Here is a 15,047-nt window from a genome sequence, read left to right as displayed (position 1 = left end):
GCTCACGCAAAACGCGATGATCACGGCGAGCGAGATTGGCACGTCCATATTGGCATGGCCGTGCTTGAGGACGTTCCAGGCCGACCGGAAGAAGACGCGTCCGGAAAACAGGATTGCGGGGAATGCGATCAGGCCGGAGACGCCATGCAGCATCATCCGGGTAGAGGTGCCCATTTCTCCATTGCCTGCCCACACTGACACGGACAGGAGCATGATGTTGGCCGTCGCGAAACCAGCAACGCCCAACGCGATGAGCAGGCTGCGCTCCTCGCGCTGCTCATCCGTAACGCCGTCGCCCTGGTCCTGCGGCGCAACGCCAGAGCCGAGGGAACTGATTGCCTGGACGATGGGAATGGCGGTAAGGCCGCCACGCCAAGCGACTTCAAGCCCACCTGTCGACAGGTTCAGGCGTGCTGTTTCCACACCCGGGAGCGCTTTCACAGCCGATTCGATCCGACTGATGCAGGCGCCGCACTTGGCACCGCGTATCGTCAGGCTGAGGCGGTTCTGTCCGTTGACGCGCCGAACAAAGGCAGAGGGGTCTGGCGCGCTCGTCGTTTCGGGCGGCGCGAGACCCGTTGGACATCCGGCAACCAGATTGTTCTCTGCTTGGGTCATTTGACCATGATGACCTTTGACGCCTTGAAGCCCGTGCCTGAACGATCGTCAGCGACCTCGGCGTTGAGGGCGACATGCCACGCCCCTTTGGCCAGGACAGGCAGCGCGGCACGGTATTCGCCAGACCCGACAGGCTGCATGTCGAGAATGATATCGCTGTCCTGTGTTGCGGCGCGTCGCAGCTCTACGGTGACATTCCGGGATGGCAGGGCCAGCCCGTCCGCGTCGAGAATCCGCGCGATAAGCACATCGCCATCCGGCGCCTCGATCAGACCCAGTTCCGCTTTCCAGGCCATCTCCTTCTGGTGCTTGAGCGACACAATCGTCTGGTTGAATTGGAGACCCTGCAAATAGGAATGGCGCACATCTTCGCCCGGAAATGATGAGAGCGCCGCCCACAGGAAGACGCCGTTCACGACGAACATCAGGCCAAAGAACCCCATCAGCCAAAACAAGACGTGATGTCCTTTGAGGACTTTTCCGTCCGTTTCCAGCGGGGGCGACAGTGTTGGCATCATTTTGCTCCAGCAGTCATGAAGGCGGCAGATCTGGTGTGGCTTTCACCGGTCAACGGATCAACGACGGTGATATCCAGCGACGACCTGTGCGGCAGCGACGCGCCAGGGGCCGTGACGAGCAGGCGGAACCGATCAACGCCATATTGCTCAAGTGGAAGTTCCATCTCTTGAGCGCCATCCGGTTTGGATAGGCCGATGATCTCGAATTTCGCGCCGGGCAGGCCGGAAATGGAAACCATCGTGTCGCGTGCCGTTGTCGCCTTGTTGACGAGCTTCAGCGTGTAGCCATTCCGAACATCACCATTGGCCAACTGGACGAAAGGCGGCGAGCGGTCCTTGAGCACGTTGATTTCGAACGTCGGCTCTTTGGCGAGGCCCACAAGTATCAACGCGCTGATGGCGACCATTAGGACGGCATAAAGCACCGTACGCGTCCGAAGCAGCTTGTAGACCGGTTTGCCACCCGCCGCACGTGTCGCCACGGCCAGGTCAGTATCATAGGCAATCAGGCCGGTCGGCCGGCCCACGCGCGTCATGATATCATCGCAGGCATCAATGCAGAGCGCGCAGTGGATGCACTCAAGCTGGGCGCCGTCGCGGATGTCGATGCCCATCGGACAGACCTGAACGCACTGCTTGCAGTCGATACAATCGCCACGACCCTCAAAGCCCTGCTCCTTGCGCAGCGGGGCGCGTGGCTCGCCCCGGTCGTAGCGATAGGTGACATTCAGCGCGTATTCATCTGTCAGGGCGCCCTGAATGCGGGGCCATGGGCACATATAAGTACAAACCTGTTCGCGCATCCAACCGGCAAGGAAATAGGTGGTCAGCGTTAGCATGCCCGCGAAGAAGTAAGCCGTTAGCGGCGCTTGACCGGTAAAGAACGTGCGCGCGATCGTTGGGGCGTCATGCCAGTACAGGATGAGGGCGCCACCCGTCAGGAAGGCGATAATCAGCCAGACAATGTGCTTGCCGATCTTGCGCGCGGCCTTGTTCAGCGACCAGGGGGCCTTGTCCAGCCGCATGCGTGCAGCGCGGTCGCCTTCAAACGCGCGTTCGACCCAAATGTAGAGATCGGTCCACACGGTCTGGGGACACGTATAGCCGCACCAGACGCGCCCGAGCAGCGAAGTCACCAAGAACAGGCCGAACGTTGCGACGATCAGCAAACCGGCAAGGTAGAATATTTCCTGCGGCCAGATGGTGATGAAGAAGAAATAGAATTTTTCACCCGCAAAATCGGCCAGCACGGCTTGGTCTGGAATGCCTTCGCCGCGCGGCCACCGGATCCACGGCACGATATAATAGACACCGAGAGTCAGTGCCATGACTACCCATTTGACCATCCTGAACTTGCCATGAGCCAGCTTTGGATAGATTTGCTTGCGCCGCTCATAGAGCGATGGCTGAGCCGGCGGCGGAGGCGGGGCCTTAGGAGGGTTTGCGACGTGATTCATGCTCGTGCTTATTCGCCGCCGCCGAGAGAGTGAACGTAAAGGGCCAGCGCCTTGATCGTTGGATCGTCCAGACGGCCCTGCCAGGCCGGCATGTGGGCATTGCGGGCATTGGCGATGGTTGCAGCAATGTCAGCAGGCTCCCCGCCAAAAACCCACTCGGCATCGGTCAGGTCTGGTGCGCCGATAGTGCGGTCACCTTTGGCGTTGGCGCCATGGCAGATTGCACATTGCGCAGCGAAGATGGTTGAGCCCTCAGCTGCTGCAGAGGCATCCGTGTCACGTCCCGAAAAGCTCAGCACATGCTGGACGAGGTCATCGATTTCCGAAGACGTCAAAAGCTTGTCGCGACCAAAGGCCGGCATGACGGAAAAGCGCGTGGCATCGTCACCTTCGTGACGGATGCCATGCCGGACGGTCTGCTCGATTCCGTCAAGCGTGCCGGACCAGAGCCATACGTCGTCGGCGAGCATCGGATAGCCCTTTGCGCCACGGCCGCCGGAACCATGGCAGGTCGCGCAATTGTCGCCGAAGGCGCTTTCACCCATTGCCATGGCGAATTGCTGCAAGTTCAGATCATTCTGGATTTCCGTCAGCGAGGCCGCCATCAGGCGTTGAGAGGCGACACCGCGTTCTGCGTTCATGGTGGCGACCTGTTCGGACACACTTGTTCGGTCGGATTGGCCAAGAAGCCCAGGTGTGTTCGTGCCGCCAAAGCCGGGAAGTGCCGGGATGGCGGGCATGAGAACGATATAGATGAATGCCCATGCGATGGAGATGTACCAGACGATCAGCCACCAGCGCGGAAGCGGATTGTTGAGTTCCTGGATTCCATCCCAGGTATGCCCGGTGGTTTCGACACCGGAGTGCGCATCGATTTCCGTGTGTTGATCACTCATCACCAGGTTCCTTGTCTTCGAGCGGCAGGTAGGCTGCCTCGCGGAATTTCGCCTTGTTCGACGGCCAGAGCGCGTAAACTACCGCGACCACAAACATCCCGACGAACCAGGCCAGACCCCAGGTTTGCGCAAATTTCGAAAGCGTTTCGTACATGTCAGGCTCCTAGCGGCGGTTGCTGAGGTCATCAGCTTCGTAGGTGGAGAAGTCGACGAGCGTTCCAGTCATCTGAAGATAGGCAACCAAGGCATCCATCTCGGTGACACGTGACGGGTCGCCGTCATAATCCCCAACGACAACAGTGCCTTTACGTCCTGCAGCGGCTTCATATCGCGCAACCAATGCGTCCTGATTGTCATAATCGGCATTCGGATCCGCCTGGGCGACCAGGTCAGCTTTGGCATTTTCAATCATGTCGTCTGAATAGGGCACGCCTTCAAAACGAAGTGCTTTCAAATGATCTCCAATGTCTTCGAAATGGACGACGTTGTCTGACAGGAACGCATAGGGCGGCATGACAGATTCCGGCACGACAGAGCGTGGGTCCCGGAGGTGATCGACATGCCATTCATCCGAATACTTGCCGCCGAGGCGCGCAAGATCCGGACCGGTCCGCTTTGAGCCCCACTGGAATGGGTGGTCATACATGCTCTCCGCAGCGAGCGAATAATGGCCATAGCGCTCCACCTCGTCACGCAGCGGTCGCACCATTTGCGAGTGGCACGTGTAGCAGCCTTCCCGGACATAGATGTTTCGTCCGGTCAGTTCGAGCGGCGTGTAAGGCCGCATGCCCACGACTTTCTCGATCGTATTCTCGAGATAGAAGAGGGGCGCGATCTCAACGATGCCACCGACGGCGACAACCAGCAGGATGCCTACCGTGAGAAGCAGGGAGTGGCGTTCAATTGCCTGGTGTTTTTGGAACAATCCCATTGTTCAGTTCCTATTCGGCAGGTTGGAGAGTGGCAGCGCGCGCTGGCGCCGGTTCGACAACGCCTGCGGCGGCGCCGTGCCCAAGCGCGGTGCGGACGAGATTGTAGGCCATGACGATAGCGCCCATCAGATACATGCTGCCACCAAGTGCGCGGATCATGTAGTTGATGTGCTTGGCTTCCACGGTTTCGATGAAGCTATACTCAAGGAAGCCGTATTCATTGTATGCACGCCACATCAGGCCTTCGATGATGCCCGCAAAATAGAGCGCCACGATGTAGAAAACGATACCGATCGTCGCGAGCCAGAAGTGCCACTCGACAAGGTTCTTCGAATACAGAGCCGGACGCTTCCACAGCCATTGCGTCAGGCAGTAGAGCGCGCCGAACGAGATGAACCCGACCCAGCCCAGAGATCCGGAGTGAACGTGCGCGATGCCCCATTCGGTGTAGTGAGACAGCGCATTGACGGCGCGTACGCTCATCAGCGGACCTTCGAAGGTCGACATGCCATAGAAAGCCAGTGACACGACCATCATGCGGACCACCGGGTCCGTGCGCAGCTTGTCCCAGGCGCCCGACAGGGTCATCACGCCGTTGATCATGCCGCCCCAGCTGGGCATCCACAGCATTATGGAAAAGGTCATGCCGAGGGTCTGCGCCCATTGCGGCAGGGCCGTGTAATGCAGGTGGTGCGGTCCGGCCCAGATATAGATGAAGATCAGCGACCAGAAGTGCACGATCGAGAGCCGGTACGAATAGACCGGCCGCTGCGCGCGCTTCGGAATGAAGTAATACATGATGGCGAGGAAGCCCGTTGTCAGGAAGAATCCGACAGCGTTGTGGCCATACCACCACTGGGTCAGGGCATCCTGGACCCCGGCGAACAGTGAATAGCTTTTCGAGCCGGACAGGTTCACCGGCACTGCCAGGTTGTTGACGATGTGCAGCATCGCAATCGTCACGATGAATGACAGGTAGAACCAGTTCGCCACGTAAATGTGGGGTTCCTTGCGCTTCCAGAGCGTCCCCAGGAAAACAATCAGGTAGGCCACCCATACGATGGTTAGCCAGAGATCCGCATACCATTCAGGCTCCGCGTATTCCCTCGATTGGGTCACGCCCATCAGGTAGCCGGTGCCAGCAATGACGATGAACAGGTTGTAGCCCCAGAAGACGAACCAGGGCCACAGGCCGCCAGCGATGCGTGTGCGGCTCGTACGCTGAACGACGTATAAGCTCGTCGCAATGAGGACGTTGCCGCCGAACGCGAAGATCACCGCGGACGTATGCAGCGGCCGCAGACGGCCAAAATTCGTCCAGCCCAGATCAGGGAAGTAGAACAGGCCCGGCCAGGTCAGCTGCAGTGCGATAATCAGGCCGACCAGGAAGCCTGCGATACCCCAGAACATCGCGGCAGCGACGCCGAATTTGACGATCGTGTCCTCATAATATGTTTCGTCGAACGGGTTGCGCCCCTGCAATCCGCCAGCCCAGATGCCGATCGCGACCAGTGCAAAGGCAGTCAGGAAGAAAAACACCCATGCGTGCGCTTCCATCAGGGGATCGACCGCATTTGCAGCGATCAGCAAGGCCCCCAGACATGCAATGGCGACGAGTGTCGCGACGCTGGCAATACTGCCAGAAACCGACGACCGCGGTTTTGTGACTGTGCTCACTGATTTTGCCCCTATTTTACCTAATACGTACTATGCGCTAAATGCCGGGAGCAGGCGAGGTCGTGTATACGGGTAACTACGGATGGGCCGCACTGTCGCACGGCTCCTAGGATGGCGCTTCAGTTGTGGAGGAAGAAATGCGGAGATTTGCTGGCGTCGTGCCCGGTGTTGCGTTGCTACTGATTGGTTCTGTAAAAGTATGGGCACATACCCAGTCGCTACAGGCTTTCCTGTCCGTTCGCTGCGGCCCGGATGGTCTCTCATCTGCGAATCACGCGCCGGCATTCTGGACGACCATGTTCAACGGTCATTGCTGGGGCTGCCCGGTCGCGTTTTCGGGCGCCCTGATGATCCTCGCCGCGGCAGCGCTATGGGCCATTCCGCCGACCTTGATCAAATCTCGCGCACGTTGATCCGAATCGATTCGCCCGATCGCATCTTATTGGCTCGCGTCATCCATGATGCATGCGCATACGGGGCTGGACTGAGTTCGAAAGGAACCAGACGATGACAGACCCAGCTGATGGTTCTCCAACCACGCCGCTGTCACCACCCGATCTTGCGACACTTCAATCGCACCTCGTGTCCATCCTGGAATCGGTTCCGGACGGCATGATCGTTATAGATGAGACGGGGCTGATTCTCGCCTTCAGCAAGGCCGCGGAAGTTCTGTTCGGATATACAGCCAAGGACATCATTGGACGCAATGTCCGCGAATTGATGGCCGGACGCGACGAAATCAACCACGATCAGTACCTCCTGAATTACCTCGGTTCAGGCGAACGCCGGATCATTGGTATTGGCCGCGTCGTCACGGCGCGCAGGGCCGATGGAACCTTGTTCACGATTGATCTCAAAATTGGCGAAGCCAAGATCGGCGATCACTGGCTGTTTACGGCATTCGTGCGCGACCTGACCGAGCAGCGGCGGGCCGAAATGAGAATGCGCGAAATGCAGTCTGAACTTGTCCATTTTTCGCGATTGAGCGCGGTTGGAACGATGGCATCGGCACTGGCCCATGAGCTTAACCAGCCCCTCACGGCCGTCGCCAACTATCTTGAGGCGGGCCGCGATTTGCTGGATCTTCCCGGCGACGACAATCGGGAAATATTGCGGGAAGCCCTGGACGAAGGAGCCCGTCAGGCCGTGCGCGCGGGCGAAATCGTCCGGAAATTGCGAGGCTATGTGTCCCGAGGCGAAATTGATGCGCGCTCCGTGGAAATCGGGCCGCTACTTGAAGACGCTGCCGCACTCGCGCGCATGTCGATTGACGCCAACGACGTCCCAGTTGCGCTTCGTATCGCGCCGGACGTCGGGTACGTCTTCGCCGATCCGATCCAGGTGCAGCAGGTTGTCATCAATCTGGTGCGAAACGCTCAAGAGGCGCTGGCGTCCACCGAAAGTCCAAAAATCGAGATTGATGCCCAACTTGGAGAGAACGGGCTCGTGAATATCTCAGTCTGCGACAATGGCTCGGGTCTGGACGAGGACGTCAAGAAAACACTCTTCAAACCATTCACGACGTCCAAGTCCGGAGGTATGGGGCTTGGCCTGTCGATCTGCCAAACCATTATCGAGGCCCATGGTGGTACAATCTGCGCTGATTTGGCCCCCGATGGAGGTACGTGTTTCCGGTTCACACTTCGGTCTGATCCGGCTATTCATACTGGATGAGCGAAACACGCCTTATACATTTGATCGACGATGATGAGGCTGTACGCCATTCTGCCAGCTTCATGCTGCGGCATGCCGGCTTTGTCGTGAAGACCTATGCCGATGGCGTAGCCTTCCTGGAAACCGCACAACAGGCCGCACTCGGCTGCATCCTGCTGGATGTTCAAATGCCGCACATGGACGGAATCGAAGTTCAGAAACGACTCAACGATATGGGCGTATCCCTGCCGGTGATTGTGCTGACCGGACACGGTGATGTCGAAGTGGCCGTCAAGACAATGAAGGCCGGAGCCGTTGATTTCGTCGAAAAACCTTATGAAAAACAAACGCTTGTGGCAGCGCTGACGCGCGCTTTTGAACGCCTTGACGCCCGCAGTCACAAGGACGTCATGACCGAGGAGGCAAAGGGTCGGATCGAACGGCTTACACCGCGTGAAAAGGATGTCCTCGTCGGTCTGGTTGATGGTTTCACCAACAAAATGATTGCAGAAACACTGGATATTTCGCCGCGTACGGTCGAAATCCATCGGGCGAACCTGATGGAAAAGCTCGACGCGCCGAGCCTTTCCAGTGTTTTGCGGATCGCATTTGCGGCGGGTGTCGGCATGGATAGCGCCGTTTAGGGGCATCTACTTACAGACACAGCTGCTGCTTTGGACCAGTTTTCGACAAACCTAATCCGGTCGATGACGCAAAATGAACCCAGATTCCCAACCAAAAGAGCGCGCCCGAATCGCGGTTGTCGATGACAGTGAGGCTGTATGTCGGTCCCTGTCGCTATTGTTGCGATCCAAGGGCTACGGCGTCTCAGTGTTCGATAGCGGTCAGGCATTTCTCAGCAGGGGAGATGCGAAGGACTTCGATTGTGTCTTGATTGACTTCAAGATGTCGCCTCATGACGGCTTTGATCTCTTGCGCGAATTGCGGGCGCGAGGTGAGACTGTGCCAGCAATCATGATTACGGGCTGGGAGTCCAAGGACATCTTCGATCTCGCAAAACAGGAAGGCTTTGCGGATGTCATCTACAAGCCGATGCTTGATGATAAACTTGCCGAGACGCTCGATCTGGTCCTGGCGCGCTGACAACGCCGTTAGAGGGTAGGGGCTTTTGCAGGCCCCACCAGTTAACAATGTCTTTATGGCCAAGCCGGGCCAGCACAAAGAGCCATGCCAACTGAATGTCGCAGGTCGAGACCGCCCAAGTGGCTCATATCATGGGAGAAACTGGCAATCTCGCCAAACACAAGCGCCACCGAAGATATCAATCCCAGAGTCGCATAATCATCATTATGGGCAATATTACTTCGAGCCTTATGAGCTAGAATGGTAGAACCATACCATCATAGCCGGGCTCTACGCCGTCCGGCAGTTCCCTCTGCAATGTCGCGAAATCCATATCCACGTGCATGTTGGTCAGCACGGCCCGCGCCGGCTTCAGGTCTGCAATCCATCGCAACGCCTGTTCAAGGTTGGCGTGGGTCGGATGCGGTGTGTAGCGCAGCGCATCAACAACCAGGACATCCAGTCCCCTGAGGCGTTCGAGGCTGTCATCCGGTAATGCGTTGACGTCATTGCAGTAAGCCAACCCGCCGATCCGGAACCCGCAGCAGCGGATCTTGCCGTGCTCCATGTCGACCGGCAGGAATTCGATAGGACCGCCAGCCCCGTCTATCGCGAACGTCTCTCCGGGCACGATATCCGGCATTGTGTTCAGGATCGGCGGATACCCGCCCATTCCCTCGAAACAATATCTGAAGCGTTGGTGCAGTGATGTTCGCGTCGCAACGTCCATATAGGTCGGTATGGGTCGCCGCATTGCGATGACCAGCGGCCTGACATCATCGATGCCATGAGTCTGGTCAGCATGGTCGTGCGTATAAACAATGGCATCCAGGTGCCGTACGTTCGCCGCCAGCAGCTGCTCGCGCATGTCGGGCGAGGTATCGATCAGGACGCGCGTCATCCCGCCCTTTTCGTCAATCCGGTCCACGAGGACAGAGCAGCGCGTGCGCCGGTTGCGAGGCTCGTCCGGATCACACACGCCCCAGTCACCACCCACACGGGGTACACCGCCGGACGATCCGGTGCCTAGCAAAGTCAGTCGGTGGCCGGATACGGTCATGCGTCTACCTTGGCGAATAGTCTTCGCGCATTTTCGTCGGTCACCCGTTTCACCTCATCGACAGTAAGTCCCTTGAGGCTGGCGAGCGCTTCGGCGACATGCGCGAGATAGGCGGGTTCATTGCGGCGTCCCCGCATCGGCATGGGCGCCAGGAATGGGCAGTCGGTTTCAAGAATGATCCGGTCCATCGGAACGTCGGCGATCACGTCGCGTACCGCGCTCGCGCTTTTGAACGACAGGATGCCAGATACGGACACATAGGCGCCGAGCGCCAGTCCGCGCTGCGCCAGGCGCGCGCCGCCGGTGTAGCAGTGCAAAAGCGGCTGGAATGCACCCTTCCCGAATTCATCTTCCAGCACATCGCCCATCATGTCGTCGGCCTCACGCGTGTGCAGTATCAGGGGCAAGCCGGTTTGCCGAGCCGCTTCAATGTGCTTCCGGAGGCTCTCGACCTGCGCATCCTCCGGGCTGTAGCCATAATGAAAGTCCAGCCCTGTCTCGCCGATCGCCACCACCTCCGGGCGGGCAGCTGCGACTGTGAGGTCTTCAACCGTGATGTCCGGAAAATCCTTAGTATGATGCGGGTGGACGCCGACAGAGCACCAGATGTCATCATGGGCGGCGGCAATCGCGTAGACCGCTTCGAAATTGTCGAACCGATCGCAAATGGCCAGGAACCGGCGCACACCGGCAGTGCGGGCGCGGTCCAGAACTTCGTCCAGATCATCGGCGAACACGTCGCCGTGCAGGTTTACGTGCGTATCGAACATCGTCGACGCCTTAGCCCCGCCCGACCGAGGAATAAAGCCCGGCAATCAGCTTGGCCGTCGTCTGCGATGCTTCCATGTTCAGTGCGCCCGCCTCCCCGAGCAGGCGCGACGTCTTCAGCCACGCATCCGCTGCCGCCGGATTGCCCTCCGCCTTGTCGGCCAACCAGCCCAGCACTTCCTCGCTAAACGCCTCCAACGCAATCGCATCGGCGTTGGCCGCCTGGACCGCAGCCGTTAGCAACGCATCATTCGGCTTCGGCATCGATCTGAGCAGGGCCCGCGCAGCATTTGCGGCTTGCAGCCCGCTCGCGCTCGACAGCCTGATGCCCAGGCCGGGACGCCCGCGGGAAAGTCCGGCTGCCTCTTTCGGCGCGCCAACCAGTTTCAGGACACTCAGCGTGTCATCGTCTGACAAGGCCCTCAGTCGCAGTGTCCTGCAGCGAGATCGGATCGTCGGTAATATGGGCCGGGAGCCATGATTGATCAGGAACAGAATGCTCGAGCCCGGCGGCTCCTCCAGCGTCTTGAGCAACGCGTTGGCGGCATTCCGGTTCAACTCGTCCAGCGCATCGATAATTCCGACCCGCCAGCCGCCCATGGCCGGCCTCAGCGTGAAAAAGTGGTTCAGCTCCCGCACCTGGTCAACGGTGATATCCTGCCTCGGCTTGCCCTTGTCGTTCAGTTCAATCTGTACGACGCGCCGATCAGGATGTGCTCCGGCAAGATATGTCTGCATGACCGGGTCATCGCTTGTCGCTTCAAGCGGTGTGTCAGCCGGTCCGCGGGCGCCCAGCATGAAGGCGGCCAGTCGCTGGGCAAGACGCGACTTGCCAATGCCGGCCGGACCCTCGATCAACCAGGCATGATGGAGCTTGCCACTCGCATTTGCCGCGAGGAAAGCGGCTTCTGCTTCGGCATGACCGACAAGGGGCAGAGCGCTTGTCATCCGGCCCCACCGCCCTCAGCGGCAAACAATGCCTGCACGTCTCGCCACGCGTCGTCAGCAACGCTGATTGCGTCTTGCGATGCATCGATGAGCTTCACTCTGTCCGGTTCGGCTGTTACGAGGTTCAGGAACGCCTGACGCACCGCAGAGTGAAATGTGTCAGGCCGCATTTCGAACACGTCCTTACGCTCATCGCGAATCTTTCGCCGGGCCTCGGTGGCCGCAGGCGGAGCATCCAGCACCAATGTCAGGTCTGGCCGCGTATTGCCCAGAACCGGCGTCTCGATAGCGATGAGAACATCTTCGGGCACGCCGTCCCCGACGCTCTGGTAGACCCGCGTCGAGTCCGAGAAACGATCACATATAACCCACAGGCCCTTCGCCAGAGAGGGCCTGATCAGCTTGTCGAGATGGTCGACGCGTGCCGCATTCATTAGCAGCGCCTCGGCCATCGGAGACCACGTCTCGCCATCCAGGGGGTGAAGCGCCAGTTCCCGAAGGCGCTCAGCCAGCCGGGTCCCGCCGGGCTCTCGTGTCGTCACGACGCCGAAGCCGGCATCTTCCAGCCGTTCTGCAAGCGTGTGCTGCAACGTCGATTTCCCGACGCCTTCGCCACCTTCGAGCGTGATAAACCGTCCGCGCGCCGTATCAGCCATCATTGCCCGAAATCAATGCGCTCAATCCATCGACAGCCCGGCCAAAAAAGCCGAGCCGTTTGACATCCCCCTCAGCGATAATGGGGGCCTCCACCGGCGGTCGGCCGTCCAGCGTCACGACCAGGCGTCCAACGCGGTCACCTTTCTTAACGGGAGCTTCCAAAGCCTTGTCGAGCACAATTTCGGTCTTCGCCTTGTCGAAGGCCGCCTTATGGCCAGCGATCAGCATGGGCTCTGCGAGGGATACCGGGACGGTGCGTTCCTGTCCCAGCCAGACTTTTTGTTCGGGAAGCACAACGTTCTCTGGCGCGATGGTCTTCAGATCGAAACTCTGGAATGCCAGACGTAGCATCCGCTCGCCCTCTGCGGCGCGCGCCGCCATGGACTCCATGCCGTTGATGACAATCGTTCGGCGTACGCCATCCCGGACGGCGGAACCGGTCAGGCCGTATCCCGACGCTTCCAGGTGACCGGTTTTCAATCCGTCCGCACCTTCAATCCCCAGCAAGGGATTACGGTTGGGCTGCGTGTATTTGCGCCAGGAATATGAGGGAAGGTCGTACCAGTCATAATATTCCGGAAAGTCGTCGATCGTGAGCTTGGCCAGCCGGGCCAGATCCTCGGCCGATATGACATGGCCGATGTCCTCGAGCCCCGTTGAATTCAGGAAGTTCGCGGATTTCAGCCCCTTGTCATGCGCCAGCTGGGTCATGCGTTTGGCGAATGCTTCCTCTGACCCCGAAATGCCTTCCGCAAGCACGATACAGGCATCGTTCCCGGACATAATGATCACGCCGTGGAGCAGCTCTTCGATGGTCGGTGTATCCTTCGGCACAAGGCCCATTGTCGACGTACCGGAAGGGAACCCGCCGCGACGCCAGGCATCAGCGCTGACCGTCAGGCGATCCGTCATTTTCAGCTCGCCACGCTTGACCATGTCGAAGACCAGGTAGGCGGTCATCATCTTGGTCATCGAAGCCGGAATCATCGGTTCGGCGCCATCCTTCGAGAACAGGATTTCACCCGTCGTATTGTCCAGGATGACGGCATGCTGTGCTGGTGTATCGATCATCTGCGCGCCTGCCGGAGCGGCCAGCAGGGACAGGAGGGCGATCGTGGCGAGGATAGGTGTTCGGCACTTCATGTGGCCCGGGCCTCCATTGCAATTGGGTGAGGACCAGACGACGTTCGGCCCTCATTCCCGTGTAATGGGGAAAAAGGGCCGGTTTGTGGTCAGCGTCAATGGGGCGTTGTGCCGTATCGGCTAGTCTGCCGAGACGATCCGGCCATTCGCGATGCCGCGATCGGCAAGGTCATCGCGCATCTCTGCGGCATATGACCGGGTGTCGAGCGGACCGACCCTGACGCGGAAATAGTCAGAGCCGTTCACGCGTGCCGGTACAATCAAGACCGGAAGGTCCGATCCGAGGGATTGCCGGAAGGATTGTGCGTTACCGATATCGGCAAAAGAACCGACCTGGACGAAATAGGCACCCTGCCCCGTCTGGGCGGACGCTGTGAACACGGGAGTGGCTGACTGGCTGGCAGACGCGTAGATCACTGGCATTTGTTCCGGTGCCTGAGCCCCGACGGAATAGCTCGCCGGGATCATTCGCTCGGTCGTCATGGACGGCTTGTAGGCGACCACTTGATGGTTCACGGGGGCCGGACCAAGGTAGCGGACGCGCACATTCGCGCGGCCATCTGCACCGGAATCCAGTTCACTCGCCGCGCGTTTTGACAACTGCAATGACGCACCGTCCTCAAACGGTCCGCGGTCATTGACCCGTACGACAACCTGCTTTTGCGTATCGAGATTGATGACTTGCACAAGGCTGGGCAGCGGCAATGTTGGGTGCGCGGCGGTCATGCCATCCTGTTCGAAAACTTCACCATTCGCTGTCGGAAGACCTGAAAATTCGTCGCCATAAGTCACGCTGATGCCCGTTTCGTCGAACACGGGTGCGGCCTCAGGCGACGTCAGGTACGCGCTCGAAGGCACGGCGGCCATCGGGGCAGGCATCACGGTCCCCTGCCCTTGAGTTTGCGGCAGGGGCTCAAGCGCAACCAGGGGCTCCGATTCCACAATTTGCGCCTGACGCGCGGCCGCAATCTGCGCCGCTGCTGCCTGTGCATCAAAACTGTTGGGAGTCATCGCCTGTTCGGTCACCTGTTGCGGTGCAGATCTTTGTGGCGCGTTTACGCTTGCATATTCGCGCGCCACAGGTTCTGGCTGGCGCATCGCGGCTTGTCCCGGGTAGCGGAAAGCAATGCGGTTGCCCTCCTCGCCGGGCGCCGGCGCAGACGATCGGCTCGGGCTCGCCGCCACAGGCGCATTGCGGATCGGGTCTATTGTACCGCCCTGCCCGGCATAGACAATCGGCGCCGGGTTGCGTTTGCTGGCGTCAGCGGGGCCTGTTCCGACCAGCGCAAACGCGCTCGCAGCTAGAACGGCTCGAATCTTGATGGAGTGGCACTGTGTCGGGAAACGCATCGCGTAAAGTTGACCTCATTCTGCGGCTTCGGAATTGACCTTCGGTCATTCCTGAGCGGCTGTTCTGCCGCCTTCAATTTGTATGGTTACCACAGCAAAATGCACACACGGTGAACCGGGAAACCCGTATTGGCCGAACCCGGCAAGGACACGTTAATACTTTTCCCAGCGCGCAAACCCGGCGCGCGCCGCACATCGGCTCTTGCAAACCACCTGTCATTATATCAAACACGGCGCGCCGGGGGAGTGGCAGAGTGGTTGAATGCGACGGTCTTGAAAACCGTTGA

General features: G+C 59.3%; 17 protein-coding genes. 4 read left to right on the top strand and 13 right to left on the bottom strand.

What is annotated here, in order from left to right:
* The 7 genes from AADA04_RS02575 to ccoN form a co-directional block, all read right to left on the bottom strand.
* Positions 1 to 618: cation transporter (locus AADA04_RS02575; protein ID WP_340691669.1), on the bottom strand; the 618-nt coding region annotated here is incomplete at its 3' end.
* Entirely contained in the window at positions 615 to 1,133 is a 519-nt protein-coding gene (locus AADA04_RS02570) for a FixH family protein (RefSeq protein WP_340691670.1), read from the bottom strand. The genes AADA04_RS02570 and AADA04_RS02575, both read right to left, overlap by 4 nt.
* Positions 1,133 to 2,482 carry a cytochrome c oxidase accessory protein CcoG gene (ccoG, locus tag AADA04_RS02565; protein WP_340691668.1) on the bottom strand — a complete coding sequence of 450 codons (1,350 nt, stop codon included), beginning with the start codon at positions 2,480 to 2,482 and terminating at the stop codon, positions 1,133 to 1,135. Before ccoG ends, AADA04_RS02570 begins: the two co-directional genes overlap by 1 nt.
* Before the next feature lie 119 nt (positions 2,483 to 2,601).
* Entirely contained in the window at positions 2,602 to 3,489 is an 888-nt protein-coding gene (ccoP, locus tag AADA04_RS02560; protein WP_340691667.1) for a cytochrome-c oxidase, cbb3-type subunit III, read from the bottom strand.
* Positions 3,482 to 3,643, bottom strand: coding sequence for a cbb3-type cytochrome c oxidase subunit 3 (locus AADA04_RS02555; RefSeq protein WP_340691666.1), 162 nt, complete (start codon positions 3,641 to 3,643; stop codon positions 3,482 to 3,484). The genes ccoP and AADA04_RS02555 overlap by 8 nt, the downstream gene beginning before the upstream one ends.
* A 9-nt stretch (positions 3,644 to 3,652) precedes the next feature.
* Complete coding sequence (gene ccoO, locus AADA04_RS02550) at positions 3,653 to 4,420, bottom strand: cytochrome-c oxidase, cbb3-type subunit II (protein ID WP_340691665.1); 768 nt, start codon at positions 4,418 to 4,420, stop codon at positions 3,653 to 3,655.
* A 10-nt stretch (positions 4,421 to 4,430) separates the two neighbouring features.
* On the bottom strand, positions 4,431 to 6,098 hold the full coding sequence (gene ccoN / locus AADA04_RS02545; RefSeq protein ID WP_340691664.1) for a cytochrome-c oxidase, cbb3-type subunit I: 1,668 nt from the start codon (positions 6,096 to 6,098) through the stop codon (positions 4,431 to 4,433).
* A gap of 137 nt (positions 6,099 to 6,235) precedes the next feature.
* Here ccoN and AADA04_RS02540 point away from each other — a divergent pair, with 137 nt between their 5' ends.
* The 4 genes from AADA04_RS02540 to AADA04_RS02525 all read left to right on the top strand — a co-directional run bounded on the left by AADA04_RS02540 (position 6,236) and on the right by AADA04_RS02525 (position 8,855).
* Positions 6,236 to 6,511, top strand: coding sequence for a hypothetical protein (locus tag AADA04_RS02540; protein ID WP_340691663.1), 276 nt, complete (start codon positions 6,236 to 6,238; stop codon positions 6,509 to 6,511).
* 94 nt (positions 6,512 to 6,605) lie between these two features.
* On the top strand, positions 6,606 to 7,772 hold the full coding sequence (locus AADA04_RS02535; protein ID WP_340691662.1) for a PAS domain S-box protein: 1,167 nt from the start codon (positions 6,606 to 6,608) through the stop codon (positions 7,770 to 7,772).
* The gene (locus tag AADA04_RS02530) at positions 7,769 to 8,395 is read left to right on the top strand and encodes a response regulator (RefSeq protein WP_340691661.1); all 627 of its coding nucleotides are present in this window, start codon (positions 7,769 to 7,771) and stop codon (positions 8,393 to 8,395) included. Before AADA04_RS02535 ends, AADA04_RS02530 begins: the two co-directional genes overlap by 4 nt.
* A 73-nt stretch (positions 8,396 to 8,468) precedes the next feature.
* A complete protein-coding gene (locus tag AADA04_RS02525) occupies positions 8,469 to 8,855 on the top strand; it encodes a response regulator (RefSeq protein WP_340691660.1) in 387 nt (128 codons plus the stop codon).
* Positions 8,856 to 9,090: 235 nt separating this feature from the next.
* Here AADA04_RS02525 and AADA04_RS02520 read toward each other — a convergent pair whose 3' ends face one another.
* The 6 genes from AADA04_RS02520 to AADA04_RS02495 all read right to left on the bottom strand — a co-directional run bounded on the left by AADA04_RS02520 (position 9,091) and on the right by AADA04_RS02495 (position 14,760).
* Positions 9,091 to 9,894 (bottom strand): MBL fold metallo-hydrolase, encoded by an 804-nt coding sequence (locus AADA04_RS02520; protein ID WP_340691659.1) that lies wholly within the window; start codon positions 9,892 to 9,894, stop codon positions 9,091 to 9,093.
* The gene (locus tag AADA04_RS02515) at positions 9,891 to 10,664 is read right to left on the bottom strand and encodes a TatD family hydrolase (protein ID WP_340691658.1); all 774 of its coding nucleotides are present in this window, start codon (positions 10,662 to 10,664) and stop codon (positions 9,891 to 9,893) included. The genes AADA04_RS02520 and AADA04_RS02515 overlap by 4 nt, the downstream gene beginning before the upstream one ends.
* A gap of 10 nt (positions 10,665 to 10,674) precedes the next feature.
* Positions 10,675 to 11,610, bottom strand: a complete 936-nt coding sequence (locus AADA04_RS02510) for a DNA polymerase III subunit delta' (protein ID WP_340691657.1) — start codon at positions 11,608 to 11,610, stop codon at positions 10,675 to 10,677.
* Positions 11,607 to 12,269 (bottom strand): dTMP kinase, encoded by a 663-nt coding sequence (tmk, locus tag AADA04_RS02505; RefSeq protein WP_340691656.1) that lies wholly within the window; start codon positions 12,267 to 12,269, stop codon positions 11,607 to 11,609. The genes AADA04_RS02510 and tmk overlap by 4 nt, the downstream gene beginning before the upstream one ends.
* On the bottom strand, positions 12,259 to 13,410 hold the full coding sequence (locus AADA04_RS02500) for a D-alanyl-D-alanine carboxypeptidase family protein (protein ID WP_340691655.1): 1,152 nt from the start codon (positions 13,408 to 13,410) through the stop codon (positions 12,259 to 12,261). Before AADA04_RS02500 ends, tmk begins: the two co-directional genes overlap by 11 nt.
* Positions 13,411 to 13,530: 120 nt before the next feature.
* Entirely contained in the window at positions 13,531 to 14,760 is a 1,230-nt protein-coding gene (locus tag AADA04_RS02495; protein ID WP_340691654.1) for a septal ring lytic transglycosylase RlpA family protein, read from the bottom strand.
* Positions 14,761 to 15,047: the final 287 nt, after the last annotated feature.

Source organism: Hyphomonas sp., from assembly GCF_037969335.1.
Classification (GTDB): domain Bacteria; phylum Pseudomonadota; class Alphaproteobacteria; order Caulobacterales; family Hyphomonadaceae; genus Hyphomonas.
The sequence above is the reverse complement of the archived record's forward strand: the minus strand, read 5'-3'. Positions and strand labels throughout refer to the sequence as shown.

Coding starts and splice junctions, on each gene's coding strand:
- AADA04_RS02530 (WP_340691661.1), top strand. CDS start 7,769: ATGAGCGAAACACGCCTTATACATTTGATCGACGATGATGAGGCTGTA.
- AADA04_RS02525 (WP_340691660.1), top strand. CDS start 8,469: ATGAACCCAGATTCCCAACCAAAAGAGCGCGCCCGAATCGCGGTTGTC.
- AADA04_RS02540 (WP_340691663.1), top strand. CDS start 6,236: ATGCGGAGATTTGCTGGCGTCGTGCCCGGTGTTGCGTTGCTACTGATT.
- ccoP (WP_340691667.1), bottom strand. CDS start 3,489: ATGAGTGATCAACACACGGAAATCGATGCGCACTCCGGTGTCGAAACC.
- AADA04_RS02495 (WP_340691654.1), bottom strand. CDS start 14,760: ATGCGTTTCCCGACACAGTGCCACTCCATCAAGATTCGAGCCGTTCTA.
- ccoG (WP_340691668.1), bottom strand. CDS start 2,482: ATGGTCAAATGGGTAGTCATGGCACTGACTCTCGGTGTCTATTATATC.
- AADA04_RS02535 (WP_340691662.1), top strand. CDS start 6,606: ATGACAGACCCAGCTGATGGTTCTCCAACCACGCCGCTGTCACCACCC.
- AADA04_RS02520 (WP_340691659.1), bottom strand. CDS start 9,894: ATGACCGTATCCGGCCACCGACTGACTTTGCTAGGCACCGGATCGTCC.
- AADA04_RS02515 (WP_340691658.1), bottom strand. CDS start 10,664: ATGTTCGATACGCACGTAAACCTGCACGGCGACGTGTTCGCCGATGAT.
- AADA04_RS02570 (WP_340691670.1), bottom strand. CDS start 1,133: ATGCCAACACTGTCGCCCCCGCTGGAAACGGACGGAAAAGTCCTCAAA.
- ccoO (WP_340691665.1), bottom strand. CDS start 4,420: ATGGGATTGTTCCAAAAACACCAGGCAATTGAACGCCACTCCCTGCTT.
- AADA04_RS02510 (WP_340691657.1), bottom strand. CDS start 11,610: ATGACAAGCGCTCTGCCCCTTGTCGGTCATGCCGAAGCAGAAGCCGCT.
- AADA04_RS02555 (WP_340691666.1), bottom strand. CDS start 3,643: ATGTACGAAACGCTTTCGAAATTTGCGCAAACCTGGGGTCTGGCCTGG.
- AADA04_RS02500 (WP_340691655.1), bottom strand. CDS start 13,410: ATGAAGTGCCGAACACCTATCCTCGCCACGATCGCCCTCCTGTCCCTG.
- tmk (WP_340691656.1), bottom strand. CDS start 12,269: ATGATGGCTGATACGGCGCGCGGACGGTTTATCACGCTCGAAGGTGGC.